Origin of the sequence: Streptomyces sp. NPDC058985, assembly GCF_042740985.1 — a bacterium.
GTDB lineage: Bacteria > Actinomycetota > Actinomycetes > Streptomycetales > Streptomycetaceae > Streptomyces.
This window is the reverse complement of sequence record NZ_JBHYJX010000011.1, coordinates 151,361-176,101: the sequence shown is the minus strand read 5'-3', so window position 1 is coordinate 176,101 and position 24,741 is coordinate 151,361. Positions and strand designations below refer to the sequence as shown.

Below are 24,741 nucleotides of genomic sequence, written 5' to 3'. Positions count from 1 at the left end.
GTTCGGCTCGCTCTCGCGATGCGGCCACCTTGCCCGCGGGGATCGGGCGCCCACTACACCTTCGTGCGGCGACGTGCGGCGGCCGGCGGTGCAGACTGCACACCCATCGCGCGCCGAGCCTCTTCGGCCGCCCGTTCGCCGGCGCTCACGGCGCCGTCGATGTAGCCCTGGTTGAGCACGGCGGTCTCCGTCCCCGCCCAGTGGACCCGCCCGACCGGCACACGGTCGGCGTCGGTGTACTGGGTGAGGACGCCCGGGGGACGCGAGCTCACGCAGCCACCGATCCAGGGCTCGTGGGTCCAGTCCTGCTCCAGGTACGCGGTGGGACGGGCGGCCTCCGGGCCGAACAGGACCGTCAGGTCGGCCAGGAACGCGGCGCGGCGGGCCTCGGGGTCGTCCAGGACCGCGTCCGACCAGCGCAGGCCGTAGCCCGAGCCGGCCGTGCCGACGAAGGTCATCAGGATGCCGACGCTCGCGTCGGGCGGCGAGTTGTCGACGACGTATCCGGCGACCGGAAGATCGGTGACGGCCTGGCCGCTGAAGCCGCGCTCCCGCCAGAACGGCCTGTCGTAGACCGCGAATATCTTGCTTTCGGTCCCGTTGCACCACCGCCGCTGGAGCATGGCCCGGCGCGTCGGCAGGTCGGGCGAGAAGCGGATCCGGTTGGCATCGGACGGGGCCATGGCGACGACGACGCGCTTGGCCCGTACGTCGATCCGCGCGGACTTCACGAGGACGCCCTGGTCGTCCTGGATGATCTCGGACACGGGCGAGTCGAGCACGACCCGCTGGCCGAGCTGCTCCGCCATACGGAGCGAGATCAGCTGGGTGCCGCCGACGACACGGGACTCCTGGGCCCCGCCCGTGACATTGACCAGGTGGTCGATCCCGCCGCAACCCGCGATACGAACCAGCTGGACCAGGAGGGACGTGCTGTGGAGGTCCTCACCGTCGGTCACACTGAAACCGATGGTGAACAGCTCGCGCACCTCCTCGGTGAACGTGTTGGCGTCGAGCCAGTGGCCGAAGGTGGTGTTGTCCCAGCTCCGGGCGTTCTTGGCGGTCCACGGCGCCTCCAGCGGCACCGTCTTCGCCATGCGCTCAAGGCGCAGCTGGGCCTGCGCGTAGTCGGCGAGGACGACGGGACTGAGCGGGGGCACGGTGCCCTGGTAGAGCTTGGTCCTCCCGTTCCGCAGGTACATCGACTTGCCCTCGATGTGGGTCTTGAAGGTCTCGATACCGAGCTCGTCCATGAGGGCCCAGACCCGGTCCTGTCCGGGGCCGACCCACTGCCCGCCGCCCTCGGTGATCACGCCTTCCCCGACATCCAGGTTGACGGTCCGCCCGCCGACCCGGTCGTTCGCTTCGATGACGACCACGGACTGACCGGTCTGCGTGAGGCGGCGGGCCGCCGTGAGACCCGAGACGCCCGCGCCGATGACGACGACGTCGGCTTCCTGCGGTGTGTACGACTTGCTCATGACGTTCCTCTCCGAGGCGTTGCTGGGCTGTGTCTGCAGCCTGCGGCTTAGGAGGGCGGCGTCTCCACACCGCTCTGCTCCGACCTGCGGGAGAGGTGTGTGCAGGTTGCACAGCGGGCCGGAGGAGAGACAAATGGAGGAGGTGACCGGACGGAAGCCCGGTCACCTCCTCCTCCTTCGGGGTTCTAGCCGTTCAGCGAGGTCATGACGTGCTTGATGCGCGTGTAGTCGTCGAAGCCGTAGGCCGAGAGGTCCTTGCCGTAGCCGGACTTCTTGAAGCCGCCGTGGGGCATCTCGGCGACCAGCGGGATGTGGGTGTTGATCCACACGCAGCCGAAGTCGAGCGACTTCGACATGCGCATCGCGCGGGCGTGGTCCTTCGTCCAGACCGAGGAGGCGAGCGCGAACTCGACGCCGTTGGCGTACTGGAGGGCCTGCTCCTCGTCACGGAACGACTGGACAGTGATGACCGGGCCGAAGACCTCGTTCTGGATGATCTCGTCGTCCTGCTTCAGGCCGGAGACGACGGTCGGGGCGTAGAAGTAGCCCTTGTCGCCGATCTGGTGGCCGCCGGCCTCGACCTTGGCGTGGGCCGGGAGACGGTCGATGAAGCCGGAGACCTGCTTCAGCTGGTTGGCGTTGTTCAGCGGGCCGTAGAGCACGTCCTCGTCGTCCGGTCGGCCGGTCTTCGTCTCGGCGGCGGCCTCGGCGAGGGCGGTGACGAACTCGTCGTGGATGGCCTCGTGGACGAGCACGCGGGTGGCGGCCGTACAGTCCTGGCCGGCGTTGGAGTAGCCGGCCAGCGCTATCTCCTCGACGGCCTTGGCGATGTCGGTGTCCTCGAAGACGACGACCGGGGCCTTGCCGCCCAGCTCCAGGTGAACGCGCTTGACGTCCTTGGCCGCCGACTCGGCGACCTGCATGCCCGCGCGGACCGACCCGGTGACGGAGACCATCGCCGGGGTCGGGTGCTCGACCATCGCCCGGCCGGTCTCGCGGTCCCCGCAGAGGACGTTGAAGACACCCGGAGGGAGGATCTCACCGATGATCTCGGCGAGGAGCACGGTGGAGTCAGGCGTGGTGTCGGACGGCTTGAGGACGACGGTGTTGCCCGCGGCGAGCGCCGGGGCGAACTTCCACACGGCCATCATCATCGGGTAGTTCCACGGCGCGACCTGGGCGCAGACGCCCACCGGCTCGCGGCGGACGATGGAGGTCAGGCCCTTCATGTACTCGCCGGCCGAACGGCCCTCGAGCATCCGGGCGGCACCCGCGAAGAAGCGGATCTGGTCCACCATGGCCGGGATCTCGTCCGCCGCCGTGAGCGCGAGGGGCTTTCCAGTGTTCCTGGACTCGACGGCCACCAGCTCGTCCGCACGGGCCTCGATCGCGTCCGCGATCCGCAGCAGGGCGAGCTGACGTTCGGCGGGGGTGGTGTCGCGCCACGGCTCGAACGCGGCACCGGCGGCGGCCATGGCGGCGTCCACGTCGGCCTGCGCCGACAGCGGGGCGGTGGCGTAGGCCTCGCCGGTCGTCGGGTCGAGGACGAGGGCGGTGCGGCCGTCGGCCGCGTCGGTGAACGTGCCGTTGACGTGGTTGCGCAGGATCTTGAGCTCGCTCATCGGGCTTCTGCTCCTTCAATCGGGGCTGCGGACGCCGGGTCCGGCGACCGGTGGGGGCAAACGGTGACCGGCGCGAGCCATGGCGGGACCGGGCAGCGGCCGTCGTGCTGAGGGCCGTGCCCTGCGCTGAGGCTGTGTCAGGTCGTGGAGTGGGCGGTTCGGTCGGGTGCGGTGGAGGTACGGGAGGTTGCGGTGGGTTCCGCCGTGGTCTCAGGAGGCGTCGTGGACGCGCTGCGACTGCTCGCGGGGGATGGGCGGGGCGATGGACCACAGCACCTCGGCCTCGACGGCCGCCGGGTTGTCCCAGGCGTGCGCCGAGCGGGCGGAGAAGGTGTGGGAGTCTCCTGCCTCCAGTTGGATGTCCTGGCCGTCGACGGCGAGGTGCAGGCTGCCGCGGACGACGACCACGAACACCGTCTCGGAGTCCAGGGTGTACGCGCCGCCGGAGCCCCCGCCCGGATCGAGGACTGTGCGCATCACCTGGAGGTGCTGCTCGGTGGCGGGCGTGAGGAGGTACTCGCGGATCTTCTCGCCGCCCATCTCCAGCGGAGCCCCGAGGCCGCTTCGGACCACGGTCTCGTCCGGGTAGTCGAACAGTGAGCCGACCGAGATGCCGAGGGCCTCGCAGACGCGCAACAGGTTCGGCACCGAGATGGTGGTGCGCCCGCGCTCCACGAGGCTGAGGAATCCCTTGGTGACGGCTGCGCTGTCCGCCACCGCCTGGAGGGTGAGCCCCCGTTGCTGCCGGAGAGTGCGCAGCTTCGGGCCGAGCCGGGACATGCGGGGGTCAGAGCTGTCCTGCTCCGAGCCCTGCGGCTGCGCGGGGGAGTGCGTCATGGTGACTCGCTTCCTGCTGGCGACCCGCTTCGGGTGTGGTGGGTGGCGCGAGGTCTTCCCTCAAGCGAGTTTAGCGGTGTAAAACATTGGGAGGGAAGTTTAGTGCTGCTAAACCGCGAGGTGTTCCGCCTCACCCACGCCGCCGCCCTTGCCGGCTCCCTTCTTCACCTCGTTCCGTCCCTCCCGGCAACGGCCGAATCCTGGAGAACGACATGAGCACACCCGCCATCCGCCCCGGACGAACCGTGCGCGCCGCGGTCTTCACCCGCCCGGGAGTACCCGTTGAGATCACCGACGTCCAGCTGGCCGCACCCGGGCCCGGGGAGGTCGAGGTGGCGATCACCGCGGCCGGTGTCTGCCACTCCGATCTGCACGTGCTGAAGGGGGAGTGGGGCGTCCCCGCGCCGGCCGTGCTGGGTCATGAGGGCGCGGGGGTCGTTACCGCCCTCGGCGCGGGAGTGACCGGTCTGGAGGTCGGCGACCACGTCGTGCTCTCGTGGGTCCCGAGCTGCGGAACGTGCCGCCAATGCGGGCTCGGCCGCCCGTGGCAGTGTGACATCGTCGCCACGGTCGTCGCCCCCGGCGGCGTCCTGCTCGACGGCACCAGTCGCTGGAGCCGTGATGGCGCCATGCTCCACCACTACCTGGGTGTCTCGTCCTTCGCCGAGCGCGTGGTGGTCCCCGCCTCCGGGGCGGTGCGGATCCGGCGCGACGCCCCGCTGGACTCCGTGGCACTGGTGGGCTGCGCGGTCGCCACCGGCGTCGGTGCCGTCCGCAACACCGCAGGTGTGGAGGCGGGCGCGACCGTCGCGGTGATCGGCTGTGGCGGGGTGGGCCTGTCCTGCGTGCAGGGCGCCTACCTGGCCGGTGCTTCGAGGATCGTCGCCGTCGACATCGACGGCGCGAAGCTGCGTACCGCCCGCCGCCTGGGGGCGACCGACACGGTCAACGCCTCGCAGGTGAACACCGTCCGAGGGCTCAAGGCCGCCGTGCCGGAAGGCCTGGACTACGTCTTCGACGCCATCGGCAAGATCACCACCACCGAACAGGCCATCGCCTCGCTCGGCCAGGGCGGCGCAGCCGTGATCGTCGGCCTGCCCCCGGCCGGCTTCACTGCCCGCTTCGACCCGCTGGCCCTGGCCGAGGCCAATCAGCGGGTCCTCGGCTCCAACTACGGATCAGGCGACCCCCAGCAGGACATCCCGCACCTGGTCGACCTCTATTTGGACGGCCGACTCGACCTGGACTCCATGATCTCCGCCCGCCGCCCGCTCGACGAGGCACAGGCCGCCCTCGACGACCTCGCCGCCGGCCGAACCCTGCGCACGCTTCTTACGATCGGCGAGGAGCCGGCCTGATCGTCGGAGCCGCCTCGCGGGCCGCTCGTCGCCGGGGCCTACCGGGGTCGACGTCTGGGAGTCACGCCGAGCTCCCCGGGGCGGCTCAGTCAGACCTTTTCGACGGTCACGCGAGGGTGGTCGGCACTGAGCGAGGCGATGTCCTCGACATCAGACGTCAGGATGGTGAGGCGGCCCGGGTGGGCGAGTGCGGTGGCGCAGAGCATGGCGTCGATGGCGTACGTGTGGCCGTGTAGCCCGGCGGCGCGCAGCAGGGCGGCGGCGGACTGTGCGAGAGCCTGGGTGACCGGCTCGACACGCAGCCGGGACAGCGTCCATCTCAGGGCGGCGTCGTTGATGCGGGGGTGGATCACCTCGACGAGCACTGCCGCCGAGGTGATCACCGGGAGGTCGGTGTCGCGGGCGGCGGTGAGCCACTCGTGGACCTCGCGGTCACGCTGTACGGCCTTGGCGAGACCATCGCTGTCCAGGATGAGCGCGCCGCTCACGCGGCCACCCCGGCGCTGGATGAGGTGCCCCCGGTGAGCTTGGCTCGTTTGGCTGCGACGGCTTCCGGGTCAGCGGGGCCATGGGTCTCGTCGAGCTTCTTCAGGCCGACGTACTGGTAGCCGACATGCCGGGTCGGGGCGAGCGGCTCAAGGGCGTCGAAGGCGCTGAACCCGACAGAAACCAGGCTCGCGAATGGATGGGCATAGTTCCCCGCACGGTCGTGAGCCGACTACCATCAATCGGCTGAAGACGCGCGCCAAGCACTGGCTGCATCTGCGTGAAGAGCACCCAGGCACGCTACCCGGACCGGTCGCACCACGTCCGCCCGATACTTCTCCTCGCCCGGAGCTACCACCGAATCGCCTGGATACTCGGCGCATCGCGGGAGGGTCTGGTCACCCTCGTGTCGTCAGCGGCCACGGCCAGGAACGGCAGGGCGAACACGCGGCAGCTATCGCCTACGGCGCCGGCGGGACCGCCACAACAGGTACCCCGCAGGGCGGCCATCCCGAGGACGACCCGCGCCGACGGCGATCCCCACCCAGGGCAAGAGGCTGCCAGAGTCGGGCAGGCAGGTAGCGGTCACGGGCGCCACTCGTCGCGGTAGCCGGGCCGGTGCGCATACACGGCGGCCTTGGCGTGGATGGACGTCCCCAGCGCGACGACACCGATCATGTCGTCCGGCATCCAGCCCTTCACGGTCACGTACTGCGTGAGCAGCACCCAGGCGGCGGCGGTCTCGCGCAGGACCCGCGCCGGGTCGTGCTCGGCGATGTGCCTCATCTCCTGTTCGTTGACGCTGCTCACCTGATCAAGGTGAACGGTGCCAAGGTCCACGTGCGGGTGGCCGTTGCCGATGCTGAAGGTGCACTCCTTGGAGGCCCACGTCGCCTGGGTCGGAGCGATCGGGATCCGTCCTCCTCGAGCTGCGTGCGTAGCCACTGCACCAGTTCGTCCATGGGGGTCATCTTTCCGCACTGCGCCGGTAGCCGTGCCGGGTGGCCAGAACCTGCGTGACGGTCTCGCCGTACCAGCGGTTTACCCGTTTGCCGTATCGTCGGGCTCGGGCCAGCGGCGCGGCTGGTCGGGCTTCCCGCTGCGGGAGCGGTCGCACGGATGGTGGAGGCTTTGATGCCGATGCCCGCGTCCTCCAGCCGCTGCGCGGTGTAGAAGCGGAGCGGCTCCAGGGGTGACGGCCTGGCGGTCGACGTGGTCGCGGACGAACGCGGAGACGTCGTCGGCGGCGTATTCCCTGTGGCGGCCGCGCCGATCGAGGGTAAGCCGACCACGCGGGGTGGGCGGACCAGGTCTTGGCCATCGTGGCGTTGCTATGTCTGCCCGGCCGCGGCCACGGAGGGCGGCCCGTCCGGCCCGAGCCGCAGCAGGTGACTGATGGCCTTCCGGCAGGTCGCGAGTCTCTGGTCCGCGATGGCGTCCACGAGAGCGATTCAGCGGCCTCGGGCCGGGGAGTCAGCGTTTCCACGCTGGCCTTGGCCGGGCCGTGCTGCGGACTCCCGGCGCATGTCGTGAAGGACGCGAGGCGGCGCGAGAGGCGGTGAGCCATGTGGTGCACCGGTGGCACGGCCTGGCAGTACTCCAATCCTTCCCACGGCTCCGCCAGTCCTCTGGCCCCTCTGGGACGCGGTGTGTCGAGAGGTACACTTTGCCTGCTTTGGTGATGGGCATGGCGTTGTCCCACATGGGCGGTTGACTTGTGCCCGTCGACTCGGGTCGTTGGTGACACTGAGCAACGATGTCTGGAGGCCGTCGGGGGCAGTGGAGTGCGCTGGGACGCAGGTCGGTCAGCACCGAGGCAGTATGCAGCGGACCCCGTGCTGGTTCCGTGCTGACTTCGAAGGCCGGAATCACAGGAAACCGCAGTTCCTAGCGCCGATCGAATGAGTTGTCGTACCACTCGATGGTGGTGCCGATGAGGGAGGCGGCGACGATGCGCTTGAGGTTGTTCGGGGTGGGTGGAGCGGTTGCGGGCGACGACATCGGCACCACTTCCTGGGGTGTGACGGGGACGTTTGCGTGTCGCCACACCGTAGGAAGGTGCAGGTCAGAGGCGTATGTGGTGGGACACCATACTTCGGAGGCGAGCTATGCGCGCAGTCCCCATGTGTCCTCACCAAGGGGCGCTTCGGCCGCCTGGAAGGGGGCGAATCAAGCGGCGTCTGTGACGCGTAGATTGACATGATTTGACGATGGCGTGCTGACTCCCGTGCTGGTTTGGTGCTGACTGAAAGCGCACGTCATCACCCGTCTTCACCCCTCCCGTGCTGACTTCGTGCTGACTACGCTGCGTTGCAGTCGGGTCATCTGGGACCGATAGGACAGCCGCTGTCGCCTGGCCCAACATGGAGCTGGAGCCTGAGAATTTGAGGATCGGACCCTGCGAACGGTGCGCATGGTCGCGGAGATTCGTCCCAACTATTCAGCCGAATGGGCCGCGATGAAGGCTGTCGCAGCCAAGCTGGGCATTGGTGCTGCTGAGGCGGTGCGGACCTGGGTCCGCAAGGCCGAAGTCGACGGTGGCCAGCGGCCTGGCGTCACGTCCGAGGAGGCCGCGGAGATCAAGCGGTCGAAGGCCGAGAACGCCGAGCTGCGCCGAACCAACGAGCTCTTGAAGGCGGCGTCGGCTTTCTTCGCGGCCGAGCTCGACCGGCCGTCGAAACGCTCGTGACGTTCATCGACGCACACCGCCAGGTGTTCGGAGTCGAGCCGATCTGCCGTGTCCTGACCAGCCACGGATTGAAGATCGCAACGAGCACCTATACGCGGCGAAGAACCGCGCCCCCAGCGCCCGGTCGGTCCGTGACGCCGAGCTGAAGACACAGATCAGCCGCGTTCACGTGGCCTTCAGCGTCTACGGGGTGCGGAAGGTCTGGCGGCAGCTGCACCGCGAAGGCATACCTGCGGCCCGCTGCACCGTCGCCCGATTGATGCGGGACCTCGGCCTGGAGGGCGCCCGGCGCGGGAAGAAGATCCGCACCACGATCCGGGACGACGGCCAGGAGCGGGCCGGTGACCTGCTGCAACGCGACTTCACCGCGTCCTGTCCGAACGAGCGGTGGGTGGCCGACTTCACCTACGTTGCGACCTGGTCCGGGATCGTCTACGTCGCATCCGTCGTGGACGTGTTCTCCCGGGCGATCGTGGGCTGGTCCGCCGCCACGAGCAAGCGGGCCAAGCTCGTCCTCGACGCCCTCGACATGGCGCTGTGCGCCGGGACCGTGCCGGAACTCCCGCTGGGCCCGGGCTGGTTCATCATTCGGATGCGGGCAGTCAGTACACGTCTTTCGCGTTCACCGCCCACTTCCTCGACGCCGGCATCGACACCTCGATCGGCACCGTCGGCGATGCCCTGGACAACGCGCTCATGGAATCCCAGATCGGCCTCTACAAGACCGAATTGATCAAGCCGCGCAAGCCCTGGCACAGCCTTGCCGACGTCGAACTCGCCACTGCTGAATGGGTCGACTGGTTCAACAACCAGCGTCTCCACACAGCGATCGGAGACATCCCGCCCCACGAGCACGAGACCAACCACTACGTTCAACACCAGCCCCAACCGGCGGCTGGAGTCAACGCATAGAGCCTCCACCGATCCCGGAGCGGTTCAGCACTCACAAGCCAACATCATGCCTGTGCCGAAGCACGGCAGTTGTCACCAGTGAGGCACGCTGATTGTCACAGATCCTCGTTCAGGACCACCGTGAACGACCAGGAGACGGCCTCTCAGTACCCCCAGCCGGCGTAGACGGTGACGTTCTCGCCGTTGTCCCTGGCTCCGACGCATACGTCACGCCAGTCGAGCAGCCAACCGCTGGGGCGGCAGCTCTCCTGTTGGAGGCCCAGTTCGCGGATGATTTCCGGGCGGGACAGGCCGTCCTCACTGGTGACTATCGCGACGCGCCAGCAGCCGCCGGAACCGCAGCTGGTGCCTTCGCTGACCATGCTGATGCCTTCCGGCAAGGAAGGGAGGGCCTTGGACGCCGGGGCGTCCGAGCCTTCGCTGATCATCAGCGCGTACAGGAGGCCGACCACGAGGGTGAGGGCGAACTGCATGCCCAGGAAGCCGATCGCTCCGTTGCGACGGGAGGTCCATTGCGGGGGAGGAGAGTTCTCGTGCCGTCCTTCCAGTCCCGCACCGCATGCTATGAGCAGGGGCGCGAGAGCCGTGAATATGAGATGGGCGTCGGGTCTCGGGGCGTCGATCCAGCCTTGCTGAACACTGATCAGCAGACCGGCTCCGGCGAGAAGCGTGCCGCCGATCGCGAAGCCGACGGGGCGGGTGCGGGCGATCGTCATCCAGACGACGGCGGGCGCGACGGCGAAGAGTATCCCCAGGACGATCAGCATGTACGGGGGGACGTGCGACCCGAGCGCCCGGTTCCACACGGCCGGGGCCCACCTCAGGCCCGCAGGCCGGTCGTTCATGCCGTGAGGGCGAAGTCGGCCTAGCCGAAGTCGCCTGTGCGCGCCTACGGCCTTGCCGGTCACAACAAGCCTGCCTATACAACAGCTATCGCGCCTCGGCTCAGTGCCGCACCGCACTCACGCCACATGAGATGACCTCTAAGAGGTCCTAACAGAAGTCGTTGATCATGTGACTTTCGGCTTGGGTGGTCGTTGGACTGTTCGTGGGGAATCGACAGTCGCGGCCCTGGATCGTGTCGGACGAACTGTGGTCGCTCATCGAGCCGTTGCTGCCCGAGCCAGGACCGAAGCTGGTGGAGGGCAGGCCGCGCGTCCCGGACCGGCAGGCACTGTGCGGAATCCTATTCGTGCTGCACACCGGCATCCAGTGGGAGTACCTGCCCCAGGAGCTGGGCTTCGGATCCGGCATGACGTGCTGGCGGCGCCTGGCCGCCTGGAACGAAGCCGGCGTGTGGGACGAACTGTACCTGGTGCTGCTGCAGAAGCTGCGGGCCGCGAAGAAGCTCGACTGGTCCCGGGCGGTGATCGACTCCTCCCACGTGCGGGCCGCTCGGCGCGGCCCAAAAGCGGACCCAGCCCGGTCGACCGCGCACGACCGGGCAGCAAGCACCACGTCCTCACCGACGGCCAGGGCATCCCGCTCGCGGTGTCGCTGACCGGCGGAAACCGCAACGACGTCACCCAGCTGCTGCCGCTGCTGGACAAGGCCCCGGCCGTGGCCGGCGTCGTGGGCCGGCCCAGACACCGGCCAGACGCACTCCTCGCCGACCGCGGCTACGACCACGACAAGTACCGCCGCCTGCTGCGACAGCGCGGGATGAGACCGGTCATCGCCGAACGCGGCATCGAACATGGCTCCGGCCTGGGCGTCTTCCGCTACGTCATCGCGCGCACCATCGCCTGGCTGCACGGCTTCCGCCGCCTGCGAATCCGCTGGGAGAGACGCGACGACATCCACGAAGCATTCCTCGGACTCGCCACCTGCCTCATCACCCACCGCCACATCCAACGCCTTTGTTAGGACCTCTAAGCAGCGTTTCCGGATGGTCAACGTGGGAGACGCGCCTGCTTTGGCCGTGACTGTGGTGGACCAGCCGCGAATGGCGAACGGTCTGGAGCGGCCGTTCGACCTTGAGCCGCAGTCGGCCCACCCTTTCGGCATGATCGGCTACGCAGGGGCGCCCATCCCGAATGCACTTCGGGTCACCTGGGATGGACAGCCCGATCCCGTCAGTCTGCTCGTGCCGCCCGGATGAGCTGAGCCTGTCTCCTGGAAGTGCCGTGCGCGGGGTGCTGCATCTCGTGGGGCGGCCACGAGGGCCGTTGTCAGAGGCGATTGGCAAGATTGCGGCCATGAATGACACTCCTGTCACTCCGCCACGGCCGATTGATGTTGTGGCGGTCTTTCCCCAATTGGCCTCGCTGGCCCGCACGGCGACTCGCCTGCACCCCCGCCCTGGGGCGCCGACATGGCACGACAGCTCAATCGGCGGGCCGCTGCTGTGGCCCGCTGAGGAACCGTGGCCGCACTGCGAGGAACCGCATGTGGTGGACGGCATCAACCCAGCCCTGTCCCCGGCGGATCTGCGGCTGGAACGACGGATCTTCGCCGCCTCGCACGGCCGGGACATGACTGCGGAGGAACGGGAGACTCTTGAGCGGATCCGGCCCCCTCGGACGTATCCGGTGAGGCTGGCGGTCCAGTCGTACGACGGCCCCATAGCGATGCTGCCCGTGGCGCAGCTGTACGTACGGGATGTGCCTGATCTGCGCCCGCCGGAGGGTAAGGACCTGCTGCAGGTTCTGTGATGCCCCTTCGATCATCCGATCATGCCCAGGACCCTGCTCTTCTGGCGTTCGGCAGCCGCCGTCACCGACATCCTCGACCCGCCCCCCGAGCCGCCCGCAGTGCAGTTCGACGGCTATCTACCGGAACCGTGCGTGCTCGAACCGGAGCAGATCACCGAGTACCCCGACCATATGGAGCTGAGCGGAGGACTGCGGAAGCAGCTCAAGCAGTGGAGTGTGCCGCAGGCAGCAGAGGAAGACATGGACCCGGACACGTACTACGACTGTGTGCTGTCCAACGCACCCGGCTGGAAGGTCGGCGGCTGGCCCGCTTGGGACGCAAACGATCCCAGCCCGCAGCCCTGCTCCGCATGCGGCACCCGCATGGAGGTCCTGATGACCGTCGCCACGTTCGAGGAAGGTGACGACGCCGGGAACAGCTGGAATCCGCACCCTCACCCAGGTGCTGGACCTTACCCCGGCCACCGCGGCTACAACGCGACCGGGGTCCAGATAGGCAGCGGCTACCGGCAGCACCTGTTCGTCTGCCCGGCGAATCCCGAGCATCCGCACATCGAGTTGATGACGTAGCCCGTCCGCAGTGTGCAGCCGGGGCGTCACGGTGCGGGCATGCCGTGACGCCGGGGGTCCGCGAGGCTCCGAGGCCGGGCACCCGACGGATCCGATGACCTGCAGGAACGTGACCTCCAGCACGTGGAGTTACTTCAACGGGGTCGGTAGAGCACAAACGTAGGCACATCCCGACGGTGCCCGGCTGACCCCTGCCTGCGTTTCGTCACTCAGTGAGGCCCATTTCGTCGGTACCTCGCTCATGCCCTCGTTCAGAGCCGCGTCCACATGAAATTCGCAACGAGCTTCAGTGCGGCCCGGTAGGCGATGGCGAGCTTGTCGGTTCGCATGGCCCGACCACGCCACTGCTTGAGCCGGTTGATGCACCGTTCAACGGCATTGCGTTGTTCGTATGCCTCAGCGTCGAATCCGGGCGGGCGGCCACCGCCGCGACCTCGCCGCACTCGGTGACCGATCTGTTCGGCGGGCTGCGGGATCACGGCGCGGACGCCTCGCCGCCGGAGATGTCCACGGATCGCGCGAGAGGACTACGCGCGGTCCGCCAGGACGGCGTCCGGCCGGGTCCGCGGTCTTCCCGGCCCGCTTCCCATAGCGGCCGCGGCGGTCGACGGCGAGCCGACCACGCGGCGTGGGTGGACCAGGTCTTGGTCATCGTGCGGGCCGGGGGGGGAGCCAGCGGTTTCCGCGCTGGCCTGGGGTGGGCGTGCTGCGGACCCTCGGCGCATGTCGTGAAGGATGCGAGGCGGCGCGAGAGGCGGTGTGAGACATGTAGCGGACCAGCGGCACGGCCTGGCAGTACTTCAAATCTTGCCACTGTTCCGCCAGTCCTCTGGCCCGTCAGGGACGTGGTGTGTTGAGAAATACACCTTGCCTGCTTTGGTGACAGGCATGGCGTTGTCCCAGTCGGGCGGTTGGCTTGTGCCCGTCGCCGGCCGCACCGTCGCCGAGCACGACATCAAAGCCATCATCCGCGACGAGTTCGTCGCGACCGCACTCGGAGGTCGACCGCAGGGAGTCTCAAGACCCCCTCAGCCTTCCCGGACGTCGCGGCCGGCCCGCCCGAGCGCACTGGCGTCTCCGGGCCGGCGTCCCGGGAAACTGGATCCTCGCGCGCGACACGGCCGGTCATGGGCGTGGCGACCGGTGCCGTGAGGCGGCCGCACGCGAGGTTGGGGGCGCCGCGTCAGTGGTCGGTCTCCAGGTGCAGTTTGAGCAGGTCCACGCCGTAGTCGCCGCCGTTGGGCGTGCGGATGATGGTGTGGATGTGCTGCTGAGTGGGAGTGCCGCCCATACCGCCACCACCGCCCGGCCCTCCGCTGGGCATACCGCTGGGTCGGCCGCTCGGCATGCCACCGGGCTGCCCGCTGGGGGCGCCGCCACCTCCGCCCATCTGGGCGTTCTCGCCGTAGGCAAGCGGGGGCTGGGCGTCGTACTCGATGAGTACGACCGGGCTGTGCACCCGGTAGTAGAAGGCGGAGGAGTCCTTGGTCGCGCCGATCCAGTAGAAGTACGTGTCGTCGAGGTGCTCCTCCACCTCCTTCAACTTCACCGCGGCGTGGCCGTCGTCCACGTAGCCGACGTAGACGCCGACCAGTTCGAGCAGTTTCTCGCGCTGAGCGGTGGTGAACTCCTTGGCGGCGAGACCCTGGTAGACGAGCTTCAGGTTGTCCTGGCCTGCCCCGGCCACCATGTCGGTGCCGCCCTTCTCGTCGGCGGAGATGACCTTCTTGCGCTGCGCCGCGGTAAGGGACCGCAGCAGCGCCAGACCGGCCTTGGTCTCCGGCTTGAAAAGGGTGATCTTCTCGCCGTTGTATGTGGCCGAGGTCGGCTCCGAGCCCATGAAGGTCGGGGACATGACGACCTGGTCGCCGAGGACGAAGTAGTTGATGGCGACGTGGTGGCCCTCGTACTGGAAGCCCCAGGGCTTGGTCGTGGACGGAGTCCCCATGAAGGTGAAGTAGTAGTGCCCCTCGGTCAGGGTCTCCTTGCCACCGCCGTTGTAGTCGCCCAGGAAGGCGTTGAGCTTCATGATGTTGCGGGTCTGGGTCAGTCCCTCGGCCGACAGGGCCTTGCCGAGCAGCGCGTACCCGAGGTTGCGCTGCTTCTCGGTGAGGTCGCCCATGCGGGCGCCCTCGCGCTCGTAGCCGTCGACATTGCTCCAGGCCAGCCACTCGTCGTCGTCCACGTCGAAGACGCAGGCCCGGCGCACCTTGGTGCTGAGTCCGTCCAGGAAGGCCTGTGCGGCCTTCACCAACAGATGCCAGCCATACCTCTGTTGTCAGCGGCAGCCCGCGGGGAGGCCTGCGGCGCGCGTCTCGGCGCCGGTCGGCGTCCTTCTTGTCCATGAGGGCCATGTGCCGGGCCACGGCGGAGCTGGACGGCTGGACTCTGGCTGGTTCACGCCTCTTGTGAGGACGGTTGCCTGTGGCGACGGTAGACCCGTTGTGATCCGCAGGGGCGCGCGGTCTGGTGCCCACTGCAAGTCGTTCGGGGAAGGAAGGTGGACGCGTGACCCATCTCGGTGCGGTTGTCTGGCGAGGAGTACAAGGTCGGGGCGCCACGGTGCTGGGCCTGCTGGCCCTGCTTGCGAGCGTGCTCGTGGTGTCGGCCGCCTCGCCCGCGCCGGCCACGCCGTACTGCGCCAACAGGCCGGAGGTCGGAGGGGCCATCGAACAGCGGTACGTCGACATGGGCGGCCCGACTGGGTCCCTCGGCTGTCCCGTCACGGGTGAACTGGTCAACCCCGACGGGTTCGGCCGCCGCCAGCAGTTCGACCACGGGACCGTGTACTGGTCTGCGAACAGTGGCGCGTGGCCGGTCTGGGGATACATCGGCGACTACTGGTGCGCGAACGGCTGCGAACGGGGTTTCGCGCGCTACCCCACGTCCTACGAGTACAGGGTCGGCGCTGAGATCCGGCAGAACTTCCAGTGCACGGTGATTCACTTCCAGGACCTCGGGGGCGGAGCGACACGCACCTGGTCGGATGGCAACACCTGCGCCTGACCATCGACCCTTGCCTTGCCGGACGGCAGCTCCGGCAAGGCAAGGGTCCCGACGGTAGCTCGCCGTGAGACCGGCGGCCTTGCCGCCGGGACCAGCGCCTGGCGCCTAGTGCTGTGACCGCACAGACACCTCTTCCCTGCCGGCTGGGGCTGTTGGTGACCCTGAGGCAACCATGTTCGGAGGCCGTTGAGGGCAGCGGAGTGCGCTGCGATGAAAGGCGGCCGGCACCGAGTCAGCACACCGAAAACCCCGGGACGCGGCGACGGTGCGCTTGAGGTTGTTCGGGGCGGGTGGAGCGGCTGCGGGCGACGACATCGGCACCACTTCCCGGCGATCAACGGGGACGTCTGCGTGTCGCCACACCGTAGGAATGCGCAGGTCAGGCGCACATGTGGCGGGGCAACGTAGTTCGTGGGTCGGCTATGCGTGCGGCCACCATGCCGGCTCGTGGCAAGGCGGTTCAGGGGCACGGGCACGGGCACGGCGCACGCCTGGGCGCGGTGCGCCTTCTTCACACCCCGGGCTCGGGAGAGCGGCCTGCGCTGTTACTCACTTTCGGGTGAACGCTCTTGGGGTGGCGGGGTGGCGTGCCGTGGCGGTCTCGGTCCTCGGCCCAACGGACACAAGGGGACACGTGCTTCAGCGGCGTCAACACGGTGCATTCAGCACATAAATGCTCAATACAGGCGAGGGTCACCAGGATGTCGGCGGTTGGTAACACCGTTCACGTCGTCTCCACGAACCGGTCGACCGACCCGCAATCTGTGAGGGCACGGCCGACCGGCCGCGCACCGCACCACGCACCACCACCCCGGGACCTGGATCCCGGGGCCGGCGGTGCCCGCACAAAGCAGGGGGAACCTGTGTCGAAGTCCATCACCGCCCGCCGCCTGACCGCCGGCGCCCTCGCCGTCGGGGCCCTGACCGCCGTACTCGCGGTGCCGGCGTCAGCCGCCGACCACCAGCGTCAGCGGCCTCGCGTCGAGATCACGGGCGTCCAGTACGACGCCCCGGGCCGTGACAACCGCTCCAACCGTTCCCTGAACAAGGAATGGGTGGAGATCACCAACAACACCCGCCGCGCGGTCAACCTGAACGGCTGGACCCTCAGGGGCAAGGACGGTGCCCGCTACACCTTCCGCCACTACCGCCTCGACGGCCGCGCCACCGTCCGCGTCCACACCGGCGAGGGCCGCGACACCCGCACCGACGTGTTCCAGGACCGGCGCAACCACGTGTGGGGCAACCGCTCCGACACCGCCACGCTCCGCAACGACCACGGCCGCTTCATCGATGACAAGTCCTGGGGCCACCACCGCCACGGTGGCCGCCGCTGACACCCGAACCCACCGCTGACCGGCACTGCCGGTAAGGAGCCCGCCACCCTGAACGGGGTGGCGGGCTTCCGCTCGTTCCACTGGCGCGCCACCCACAGACGCTCGGGCCGTCGGCCGCACCTCGGGGACCGACCGGTTGGCGGCTTTGGGTCTGACCGCCGGGCTCCGCGAGCCTCACAATGGCCAGTACATGACATTGGAGGCCGCTGTGGCTCGCACGCGTTCCGACCGCCCCTCGCCCGTCACCGTTCCCGCTGCCCTTCTGCTGGCCCTGCTGCTCGGCTGGACCGCCGTCCTCGGCCCGGTGGCGGACGCCGCGCCGCGGGAGAGGCCGGCCGCCGTCGCGGTGCGCGGCGGCGACGTCCTCTACAGCGCGGGTGCCCGCTGCACCGTTGGGTTCAACGCCCGCTCCGGATCCGCGGAGTACGCGCTGCTGTCGGGCCGGTGCGCGCAGACGGGCGGCACCTCCTGGTACGCCGACGCCGCCCTCACCGTCCCCGTCGGGGTCACCGCGGGGGTCAGCTTTCCCGGAAACGACTACGCGACCGTCCGGTACACCAGTACGACGGTCGCCCGTCCGGGCGAGGTCTCCCTGGGCGCCGGGGCGGGCACCCGCGACATCACCGCCGCGGCCCACCCCGTCGTCGGCCAGTCGGTCTGCCATGTCGGACGCACTGCCGGACACCGTTGCGGGATCGTCCAGGCGGTCAACGTCACGGTCAACTACGGCGGCGGGAGCGTGAGCGGTCTCTTCCGGTCCAACGTCTGCGCCGAACCCGGGGACGTGGGCGGCCCGGCCTTCTCGGGCACCACCGCGCTGGGTGTCATCGTCGGCAGCAGCGGCAACTGCAGCTCGGGAGGGGTCACCTACTACCAGCCGGTGGTCGAGGTGCTGTCGGCGTACGGACTGAGCATCTACTGACCGGCGATCACGGACTCCGAAATCCCCTTGCGGCGAGACGACCCGTCTCGTATGGTGGGGCATGGCTTTCCTCTTCTTCGTCTGAGTCCGGGCACGGCCCCTGTCGCCGTTTCTGCTGCCCGTAGACCCCTCGAATCACAGGGAAAGACCCATGCGCGACCGCGCTCCCACCGTGCTGCCAGCCACCGTCCCCGCCGTGGCGCAGCTGTCCGTCAAGTCCGTCACCAAGTCCTATGGCACCCGGACCGTCCTCGACCAGGTCTCCTTCACCGTCCGGCCGGGTGAGAAGGCCGCCGTCGTCGGTGAGAACGGCTCCGGCAAGTCCACCTTGCTCCGGCTGCTCGCCACCGCCGAGACGCCCGACGCCGGGGAGGTCACCGTCCGGTTCCCCGGCGGGACGGGCCATCTCGCCCAGACCCTCGACCTCGACGCCGACCGCACCGTGCAGGACGCCGTCGACCTCGCTCTGACCGAACTGCGCGACATGGAGCGAAGGCTCCGTACCGCGGAGGAGCACCTCGCCGACGCGTCCAACGAGCAGCTGGCCGCGTACGGCGAACTGCTGACCGCTTACGAGGAACGCGGCGGATACGAGGCGGACGCCCGTGTGGACGTCGCCATGCACGGGCTCGGGCTGGCGGGGATCACCCGGGAGCGCCCGCTCGGCTCACTGTCCGGCGGCGAGCAGTCGCGCCTCGCCCTCGCCTGCGTCCTGGCCGCAGCCCCCGAACTGCTGCTCCTGGACGAACCGACGAACCACCTCGACGCGACGGCCGTGCGCTGGCTGGAGGAACACCTGCGCGCACACCGCGGCACCGTCGTCGCGGTCACCCACGACCGCGGCTTCCTGGAGCGCATCGCCACCACGATCCTCGAGGTCGACCGGGACGAGCGCACCGTGCGCCGGTACGGTGACGGCTGGGACGGGTATCGCGCCGCGAAAGCCGCCGCCCGGCGCGGAGCGGAGCAGCGGTACGCGGACTGGGTCGAGGAGGTGACCCGCGCGCAGGAGTTGCTGGAGGCCGCCGGCAGGCGGCTGGCCATCACCGGCCGCGACCCGAAGCAGGGCTTCGGCAAGCACCGCCGCTCCAGCGAGGCCAAGCTCGGCGGACAGGTGCGCTCGGTGCGGGAGCGCTTGGACCGGCTGCGGCGCAACCCGGTGGCGAAGCCGCCCGTACCGCTCCGGTTCACCACGGCGCTGCCGTCGGCGCTCGGCGGACCGGTCCGGGGCGCCCTCGCCGAGCTAGACAACGTACGGGTCGGGGAACGGCTGCGCCTGGACGGGCTCCTGACGATCGAGCCCGGCGGACGCCTCCTCGTCACGGGCGAGAACGGCGCGGGCAAGACGACGCTGCTCCGCGTCCTGGCGGGCGACCTGCGGCAGGACGCCGGTACGGCGCGCCGGCCCGCCCGCATCGGCTACCTCGCCCAGGAACTGCCCACGCGGGCCACGCGGCTGCCGCTGCTCGCCGCGTTCGCCGCCGGGCGGCCCGGACTGCCGGAGGAGTACGCGGAACAGCTCCTGTCCCTGGGGCTGTTCCGCGAACAGGACCTGCTCGTGCCCGTCGCCGCCCTGTCCGTGGGGCAGCAGCGGCGCCTGCAGATCGCGAACCTGGTGACCCGGCCCGCGGACCTTCTCGTCCTCGACGAGCCGACCAACCACATCGCACTCGACCTGGCCGAGGACCTGCAAGCGGCGCTCGCGGCGTACCCGGGGGCAGTGGTCGCGGTCTCGCACGACCGCGGCTTCCGGGCGCGCTTCGGAGCCGAGCAACTGGAACTGCGCGCCGGCCGCACGGTCAGGTAACGGCACGGATCGAGCGGCCCGCCCAGGACGGTGCCGGTTCGGCCAGCTCCGAGAAGCGGTGCCGGATCGCGTCCGGGAACTCGGCGGCCCGGCCCGCCCGCTGGTCGACATGGACCGCGAGCAGTTCGGTCGTCGCCACCGGGGCCGCGTCGGGCACCGGCTCCGACCCCGGTTCGGAGACGACGTACATCTCGTGCACGAAGCGCGCCTTGCGTTCCGCCGCTCCCAGCACGCGGGTGCGGACGGCCAGGTGGGTGGCCTCGGGCACCTCCTGGAGATAGCGGACGTGGGACTCGACCGTGTAGAGGGAACAGCCGGTGGACTCGCGGTAGCCGGAGTCCAGGCCCGTCTCGATCATCAGCGCGTCCGTGGCGTGACCGAAGACGAGGACGTAGAACGCCTCGCTCATGTGACCGTTGTAGTCGACCCACTCCGGGCGGACCGTGCTGTGGAACAACGGGAGCTTCGTCATCGGGGGTTCTCCTCGCGGTCCAGGCGGCCGGTGGCGCGCAGCACTTCGACGACACCCCGGTCGCGTTCGGCCACCAGGTCCGCGATGGAGCGGCCGTCCGCCGCCTCGTCACAGCCCGACACCACGGCGTCGTACAACTCCTTGTCCAGCTCCGGCGCTTCGAGGCGCGTCCACGGCGACTTCAGGGACGGGCCGAAGTGGTCCAGCATGTGCGCCATGCCGCCCTCGCCGCCCGCGAGCGCGAACGTCAGCATCGGTCCCATCACGGCCCAGCGCAGCCCGGGGCCCTCGGTGATCGACAGGTCGATGTCCCGGACCGTCGCCTCTCCGCTCGCGACCATGTGCAGGGCCTCGCGCCACAGGGCCTCCTGGAGGCGGTTCGCGATGAAGCCCGGTATCTCGTTGTCCATCGTGATGACGGACTTCCCCGCGACCTCGTAGAAGCGGGAGGCCCAGGCGACCGCCGCGGCGTCGGTGTGCTCGCCGCCGACGACCTCGACCAGCGGGATGAGGTAGGGCGGGTTGAAGGGGTGCCCGACGACCAGGCGCGACGGGTCCGCGGCCGTCGTCTGCATGTCGGTCATCGGATAGCCCGAGGTGGACGAGGCGATGACGACGGCGGGCGGTGTCGCCGCGTCCAGGCGGGCCAGCAGGTCGCGCTTGAGGTCGAGCTTCTCGGGCGCGCTCTCCTGGACGAACTCGGCCTCGGCCACGGCCTGTTCGAGGGTGTCGGTCACGGTGAGGCGGTCCGTCGACGCGCCCTCGGCGAGGCCGAGCGAGGTGAGCGTGGGCCACGCCGCGTCGACCAGGCGGCGCAGCTTCCGTCCGGCGTCGGGCGCCGGGTCCCAGGCGGTCACGTCGTAGCCGCGGGCCAGGAAGTGGGCGACCCAGCCGCCGCCGATGACTCCGGCGCCGACGCAGGCGACCCGGCGGACGTGCTCCGGCGCGGTGAACTCCGGTGATGAGGTCATGAGAGGAATCCTTCGTCGTGGCGGCGGGCTACTTGCGCGGCTTGAGGCCGAGAGCGGCGCGGGCCTCGTCCGGTGTCGCGACGCGTGCGCCGATCGACTCGGTGATGGTCACGGCACGCTCGACGAGCTGGGCGTTGGTCGCCTTGTTGCCCTTGCCGAGGTACAGGTTGTCCTCCAGACCCACGCGGACGTGGCCGCCGAGCAGGATGGACTGCGCGACCCACGGCATCTGCATCCGGCCGAGCGCGAAGCTCGCCCATCGCGCGCCGTCCGGCAGCATGTTGACCATCGACTGGAGCACGCCGGGGTCCGCGGGCGCGCCCCACGGGATGCCCATGCACAGCTGGAACACGGTCGGGTCGTCGAGCAGCCCCTCCGCGAGCAACTGCTTGGCGAACCAGAGCTGTCCGGTGTCGAAGATCTCCAGTTCGGGCCGCACGCCCAGCTCCTGGATGCGTCGCGCGCCCGCACGCAGCATGTCGGGCGTCGAGACGTAGAGGTTCGATCCGTCGCCGAAGTTGAGTGAGCCGCAGTCCAGCGTGCAGATGTCGGGAAGCAGGTCCTCGACGTGCGGCAGGCGCTCCAGACCGCTGACGAGATCGGTGCCGGGGAGGTGGGTGAGCGGGTCGTCCGGGTCGATGACCAGGTCGCCGCCCATGCCGGCGGTGAGGTTCACGACGACGTCGGTGCCGGTCTCCCTGACGCGTTCGACGACCTCCCGGTACAGCTTCGGGTCGCGGGACGGGTCGCCGGTCTCCGGATCGCGTACGTGGATGTGGACGACGGCCGCTCCGGCGGCGGCCGCCTCCACCGCGTTCCGGGCTATCTGCTCCGGGGTGACGGGGACGTGGGGGCTCTTGCGGACGGTGTCGCCGGCGCCGGTGAGCGCGCAGGTGATGATGACGTTCTCGGTCATGGGCATGCGGGGGCCTCCCGAATTCGGGCTTCCGTTTCTGGCTTCCGTGGCTGCGGGAACTAGTCGGCCAGGATCGTGTGCGTGACGTGTGTGGTCAGTGCCGCGTGCATCGCGTCCGCGGCGCTGTCGGACGACGGTCCGCTCACCGAGAGGACGTGCGTGGCCAGGCCGTCGATCAGCGCGGTCAGCGTCAGTGCCGCGGCCTGCGGATCGACGTCGGCGCGGAACACGCCCTGTCCGACACCCCGGCGTACGACATCGGCGACGGTCTCCCGCCACTGCCGGTAGTACTCGGAGTGCAGTCGGCCCACTCCCGTGGAGCGCGCGGCCTCGGCCCACAGGTCGAGCCACACCGCCCACTGGCGGCGCTGCTGCGCGGTGCGCGGCGTCTGCAGCGCGATGAGCTGGCGCAGCTCCGCCGCCGCGTCGTCCGCCTCGGCGAGACGGGCGGCACGGCGCGCGGTGTCCTCGTCCATGCACCAGCGCACGGCCGCTTCCAGGAGTTCGGCGCGGCCCGGGAAGTGGTAGTGGATCGCGGCGCTGCTGGTGGCGCAGGCGCGGGCGATGTCCGCGACCCGCACCGCGTGGAATCCGTGCTCGGCGATCAGCCGGACCGTCTCGCGGACGATCTGCAGCGGCCGCCCGCCCTGCACGTCGGCGACCGGCGCGCTGTCCTTCGCGAGGGGCCGGGTGCCGAGCAGCCGGCCCGCGTCGACCCGGCCCTCGTCGGCGATCCGTGCCAGCTCCGCGGCCGTGAAGCGGCGGGTGCCGCTCAGTGAACGCGAGAGCTTGGACGGATCCATGACGACCCGGCGTGCGAACTCGCGCTGGCTGACGCCCGCGTCCGCGATGACCTCACGGACGCGGGCGGCGGTGTCGGCGGCGGGCGCGCCTTCGATGACGTCGTCGGTTTCCACGGGCCACGACCCTAGGGGTGTGTTGTGGAAAACGCAACAACAGAAACGGCTGGCAGGGCTCTGACGTGGCTGTTGAGGTTCTGATTGATGGGTCAGTCAGTGGAAGGTGACGGTGAGCTGCGCCGCCGAACCGGGCGCGACGAAGACGTACCCGGTGGAGCCGGGGGCCTGCGTGAACCGGAGCCTCAGCTGGGTGGTGCCGGTCAGGTCGAGAGCTCTCAGGCCGGGGCCGGAGAACTCCGTGGAGGACGCCGTGCCCGAGGTGAACCGCGGGACGGTCGCGACTCCCGTCGCGGTCGGGGCCGCCGACCAGTCCGCGGGCTCGATGGCGCACGCGCCGAAGCAGCCGGTCCGGGCGTCCACCGCGAGGGAGTTGCCGACCGGGTTGCCCCACGGATCGCCGCTGCCGCCCTGGTGCTCGACGGACAGCCTGGCACTGTCGACGACCGCGTCGTCGGGGAGCGGGGAGGTGTCGAAGGAGAGCACCGCCCGGTTGTGCCTGCCGTCCGCACCCCGGCCCAGGCCCAGCCCGTAGAGGGACTCCAGCGTGCCGACCGCCGGACCGGTGCCGTCGGCGCCCGCCTTGACGTAACCGTCGCGGCTGTCGTCGTTCGCCAGGGTCACCGTCCGCGTACCGGGGTCCGGGTCGGGATCGGTTCCCGCGTCGAGACCCCAGAACCGCGCGATGTGGTGCGCGGCGCAGATGCCGACGTCGAGGACGTAGGCGGCGGCCCGCCCGCACCGGCCGCTTCCGCTGCCCGGGTCGACGGGCTGGCCGTGGCCCATGCCGGTGATCTCGAACGACTCGACGACCGGGCGGCCCGTGGCATCCTCGTAGACCAGGTGGGGGTAGCCGCCGACGGTGTCCGAGGTCTCCGGGGTGGTGTCGGTGCCGTGGACGTCGGTCCACTGCTCCACCAGTTCGCGCCGGTTCACGGGTGCCACCGTGGTGTCGGTGGTGCCGTGCCAGACGGACAGGGTCGGCCACGGGCCGGCGTGGGACGAGGCAGCGCGCACCAGATCGCCCCACTGCGCGGGCGTCCGGTCCGAGCCGGGGTTCATGCAGCCGAAGGCCTGGACCAGGCTTGTGGCGCACCGCGACGGGATCCCGGCGACGACCGCGCCGCCGTCGAACCGGTCGGGGTACGCGGCCATCATCGCGGACGTCATGGCCCCGCCGGCCGAGAGCCCGGTCACGAACGAACGGTCCGCCGCCACGCCGTTGTCGGCGCGCATCCGGTCCATCATCTGGACGATGGAGAGAGCCTCTCCGGAGCCGCGCGACGTGTCGCCGTTCTCGAACCAGTTGAAGCACGCGTTGGCGTTGTTCGAGCCGCGCTGCTGGGGGAGCAGCAGCGCGAACCGCAGACGGTCGGCCAGCTCCGTCCAGCCCGTCTCGTCGTCGTAGGCGGCCGCGTTCTGCGTGCATCCGTGCATCGCGACGACGAGTGGACGGCCTGCCGGGAGGCCGTCCGGGACGTACCGGAACATCTGCAGGTTGCCGGGGTTGGAACCGAACCCGGTCACCTCCTGGAGGCCGGCCGCGCGGGCGGTTCCCGAGGGTACGGACAGGAACGCCGCCGCGGCGATCAGCACGGTCAGCAGGGCCGCCCAGGCACGGACGCCGCCGCGCGCCGCCGGCCCGGCTGGGGGATGGGTGTGGGGCATGGCAACACTCCTACGGCACGTGGGGGTCTGTGACGTGGGTCTCCACTGCTGGGTGGACAGTAGGACCGGGCTCCCGCCGCGACGACCGGTGCGGACCACATACGGCGTGTTCGCTC

Annotated in this window: 20 protein-coding genes and 3 pseudogenes; 10 read left to right on the top strand and 13 right to left on the bottom strand. The window is 69.8% G+C overall.

Features of this window, described 5'->3' with window-relative positions; genetic code table 11:
- Positions 1-53: 53 nt before the first annotated feature.
- The 3 genes from ACFW01_RS13400 to ACFW01_RS13390 all read right to left on the bottom strand — a co-directional run bounded on the left by ACFW01_RS13400 (position 54) and on the right by ACFW01_RS13390 (position 3,940).
- The gene (locus ACFW01_RS13400) at positions 54-1,481 is read right to left on the bottom strand and encodes an FAD-dependent oxidoreductase (RefSeq protein WP_234959132.1); all 1,428 of its coding nucleotides are present in this window, start codon (positions 1,479-1,481) and stop codon (positions 54-56) included.
- A 185-nt stretch (positions 1,482-1,666) separates the two neighbouring features.
- Positions 1,667-3,103, bottom strand: a complete 1,437-nt coding sequence (locus ACFW01_RS13395; RefSeq protein WP_234959133.1) for a gamma-aminobutyraldehyde dehydrogenase — start codon at positions 3,101-3,103, stop codon at positions 1,667-1,669.
- A gap of 210 nt (positions 3,104-3,313) precedes the next feature.
- Positions 3,314-3,940 (bottom strand): XRE family transcriptional regulator, encoded by a 627-nt coding sequence (locus ACFW01_RS13390; RefSeq protein WP_234959134.1) that lies wholly within the window; start codon positions 3,938-3,940, stop codon positions 3,314-3,316.
- Positions 3,941-4,152: 212 nt separating this feature from the next.
- Between ACFW01_RS13390 and ACFW01_RS13385 the strand changes: the two genes are divergently transcribed.
- Positions 4,153-5,298 (top strand): Zn-dependent alcohol dehydrogenase, encoded by a 1,146-nt coding sequence (locus ACFW01_RS13385; protein ID WP_234959135.1) that lies wholly within the window; start codon positions 4,153-4,155, stop codon positions 5,296-5,298.
- 89 nt (positions 5,299-5,387) lie between these two features.
- Here the strand turns inward: ACFW01_RS13385 and ACFW01_RS13380 are convergent, their stop codons facing one another.
- Positions 5,388-5,786 carry a PIN domain-containing protein gene (locus ACFW01_RS13380; protein ID WP_234959136.1) on the bottom strand — a complete coding sequence of 133 codons (399 nt, stop codon included), beginning with the start codon at positions 5,784-5,786 and terminating at the stop codon, positions 5,388-5,390.
- 583 nt (positions 5,787-6,369) lie between these two features.
- On the bottom strand, positions 6,370-6,729 hold the full coding sequence (locus ACFW01_RS13375; protein WP_384503578.1) for a DUF6221 family protein: 360 nt from the start codon (positions 6,727-6,729) through the stop codon (positions 6,370-6,372).
- A gap of 1,468 nt (positions 6,730-8,197) precedes the next feature.
- Between ACFW01_RS13375 and ACFW01_RS13370 the strand changes: the two are divergent.
- A pseudogene (locus tag ACFW01_RS13370) lies at positions 8,198-9,385 on the top strand (IS3 family transposase).
- A gap of 143 nt (positions 9,386-9,528) precedes the next feature.
- Here the strand turns inward: ACFW01_RS13370 and ACFW01_RS13365 are convergent.
- Positions 9,529-10,152 carry a hypothetical protein gene (locus tag ACFW01_RS13365; protein WP_384503576.1) on the bottom strand — a complete coding sequence of 208 codons (624 nt, stop codon included), beginning with the start codon at positions 10,150-10,152 and terminating at the stop codon, positions 9,529-9,531.
- 263 nt (positions 10,153-10,415) lie between these two features.
- Here ACFW01_RS13365 and ACFW01_RS13360 point away from each other — a divergent pair.
- From ACFW01_RS13360 to ACFW01_RS13345, 4 genes and pseudogenes are all read left to right on the top strand, one after another.
- Positions 10,416-11,251: pseudogene (locus tag ACFW01_RS13360) on the top strand (IS5 family transposase).
- Between the two features lie 22 nt (positions 11,252-11,273).
- Positions 11,274-11,486 (top strand): hypothetical protein, encoded by a 213-nt coding sequence (locus tag ACFW01_RS13355; RefSeq protein WP_234959139.1) that lies wholly within the window; start codon positions 11,274-11,276, stop codon positions 11,484-11,486.
- Positions 11,487-11,778: 292 nt separating this feature from the next.
- Positions 11,779-12,039 (top strand): hypothetical protein, encoded by a 261-nt coding sequence (locus ACFW01_RS13350; RefSeq protein ID WP_384503574.1) that lies wholly within the window; start codon positions 11,779-11,781, stop codon positions 12,037-12,039.
- A 21-nt stretch (positions 12,040-12,060) separates the two neighbouring features.
- Entirely contained in the window at positions 12,061-12,609 is a 549-nt protein-coding gene (locus ACFW01_RS13345; protein WP_384503572.1) for a hypothetical protein, read from the top strand.
- Positions 12,610-12,860: 251 nt separating this feature from the next.
- Here the strand turns inward: ACFW01_RS13345 and ACFW01_RS13340 are convergent.
- Together ACFW01_RS13340 and ACFW01_RS13335 are read right to left on the bottom strand one after the other, a co-directional pair.
- Positions 12,861-13,193: pseudogene (locus tag ACFW01_RS13340) on the bottom strand (transposase); the annotation flags it as partial.
- A 599-nt stretch (positions 13,194-13,792) separates the two neighbouring features.
- Positions 13,793-14,860: a DUF3500 domain-containing protein gene (locus tag ACFW01_RS13335; protein ID WP_234959140.1), complete on the bottom strand. Its 1,068-nt coding sequence runs from the start codon at positions 14,858-14,860 to the stop codon at positions 13,793-13,795.
- A gap of 257 nt (positions 14,861-15,117) precedes the next feature.
- Here ACFW01_RS13335 and ACFW01_RS13330 point away from each other — a divergent pair, with 257 nt between their 5' ends.
- From ACFW01_RS13330 to abc-f, 4 genes are all read left to right on the top strand, one after another.
- The gene (locus ACFW01_RS13330; RefSeq protein WP_234959141.1) at positions 15,118-15,615 is read left to right on the top strand and encodes an LGFP repeat-containing protein; all 498 of its coding nucleotides are present in this window, start codon (positions 15,118-15,120) and stop codon (positions 15,613-15,615) included.
- Positions 15,616-16,478: 863 nt separating this feature from the next.
- Positions 16,479-16,952 (top strand): lamin tail domain-containing protein, encoded by a 474-nt coding sequence (locus tag ACFW01_RS13325; protein ID WP_234959142.1) that lies wholly within the window; start codon positions 16,479-16,481, stop codon positions 16,950-16,952.
- A 208-nt stretch (positions 16,953-17,160) separates the two neighbouring features.
- Positions 17,161-17,874, top strand: a complete 714-nt coding sequence (locus ACFW01_RS13320; RefSeq protein ID WP_234959143.1) for a S1 family peptidase — start codon at positions 17,161-17,163, stop codon at positions 17,872-17,874.
- A 151-nt stretch (positions 17,875-18,025) separates the two neighbouring features.
- On the top strand, positions 18,026-19,681 hold the full coding sequence (gene abc-f, locus ACFW01_RS13315; RefSeq protein WP_234959144.1) for a ribosomal protection-like ABC-F family protein: 1,656 nt from the start codon (positions 18,026-18,028) through the stop codon (positions 19,679-19,681).
- Here abc-f and ACFW01_RS13310 read toward each other — a convergent pair.
- The 5 genes from ACFW01_RS13310 to ACFW01_RS13290 all read right to left on the bottom strand — a co-directional run bounded on the left by ACFW01_RS13310 (position 19,674) and on the right by ACFW01_RS13290 (position 24,625).
- On the bottom strand, positions 19,674-20,153 hold the full coding sequence (locus tag ACFW01_RS13310; RefSeq protein WP_234959145.1) for a thioesterase family protein: 480 nt from the start codon (positions 20,151-20,153) through the stop codon (positions 19,674-19,676). The genes abc-f and ACFW01_RS13310 overlap by 8 nt on opposite strands.
- Entirely contained in the window at positions 20,150-21,124 is a 975-nt protein-coding gene (locus ACFW01_RS13305; protein WP_234959146.1) for a 3-hydroxyacyl-CoA dehydrogenase NAD-binding domain-containing protein, read from the bottom strand. Before ACFW01_RS13305 ends, ACFW01_RS13310 begins: the two co-directional genes overlap by 4 nt.
- Before the next feature lie 28 nt (positions 21,125-21,152).
- Positions 21,153-22,046, bottom strand: coding sequence for a 3-keto-5-aminohexanoate cleavage protein (locus ACFW01_RS13300; RefSeq protein ID WP_234959147.1), 894 nt, complete (start codon positions 22,044-22,046; stop codon positions 21,153-21,155).
- 53 nt (positions 22,047-22,099) lie between these two features.
- The gene (locus ACFW01_RS13295; protein WP_234959148.1) at positions 22,100-22,957 is read right to left on the bottom strand and encodes a TetR/AcrR family transcriptional regulator; all 858 of its coding nucleotides are present in this window, start codon (positions 22,955-22,957) and stop codon (positions 22,100-22,102) included.
- 96 nt (positions 22,958-23,053) lie between these two features.
- A complete protein-coding gene (locus tag ACFW01_RS13290) occupies positions 23,054-24,625 on the bottom strand; it encodes an alpha/beta hydrolase family esterase (protein WP_384503567.1) in 1,572 nt (523 codons plus the stop codon).
- Positions 24,626-24,741: the final 116 nt, after the last annotated feature.

Coding starts and splice junctions, on each gene's coding strand:
- ACFW01_RS13400 (WP_234959132.1), bottom strand. CDS start 1,481: ATGAGCAAGTCGTACACACCGCAGGAAGCCGACGTCGTCGTCATCGGC.
- ACFW01_RS13395 (WP_234959133.1), bottom strand. CDS start 3,103: ATGAGCGAGCTCAAGATCCTGCGCAACCACGTCAACGGCACGTTCACC.
- ACFW01_RS13390 (WP_234959134.1), bottom strand. CDS start 3,940: ATGACGCACTCCCCCGCGCAGCCGCAGGGCTCGGAGCAGGACAGCTCT.
- ACFW01_RS13385 (WP_234959135.1), top strand. CDS start 4,153: ATGAGCACACCCGCCATCCGCCCCGGACGAACCGTGCGCGCCGCGGTC.
- ACFW01_RS13365 (WP_384503576.1), bottom strand. CDS start 10,152: ATGCTGATCGTCCTGGGGATACTCTTCGCCGTCGCGCCCGCCGTCGTC.
- ACFW01_RS13355 (WP_234959139.1), top strand. CDS start 11,274: ATGGTCAACGTGGGAGACGCGCCTGCTTTGGCCGTGACTGTGGTGGAC.
- ACFW01_RS13345 (WP_384503572.1), top strand. CDS start 12,061: ATGCCCAGGACCCTGCTCTTCTGGCGTTCGGCAGCCGCCGTCACCGAC.
- abc-f (WP_234959144.1), top strand. CDS start 18,026: ATGCGCGACCGCGCTCCCACCGTGCTGCCAGCCACCGTCCCCGCCGTG.
- ACFW01_RS13310 (WP_234959145.1), bottom strand. CDS start 20,153: ATGACGAAGCTCCCGTTGTTCCACAGCACGGTCCGCCCGGAGTGGGTC.
- ACFW01_RS13305 (WP_234959146.1), bottom strand. CDS start 21,124: ATGACCTCATCACCGGAGTTCACCGCGCCGGAGCACGTCCGCCGGGTC.
- ACFW01_RS13300 (WP_234959147.1), bottom strand. CDS start 22,046: ATGCCCATGACCGAGAACGTCATCATCACCTGCGCGCTCACCGGCGCC.
- ACFW01_RS13290 (WP_384503567.1), bottom strand. CDS start 24,625: ATGCCCCACACCCATCCCCCAGCCGGGCCGGCGGCGCGCGGCGGCGTC.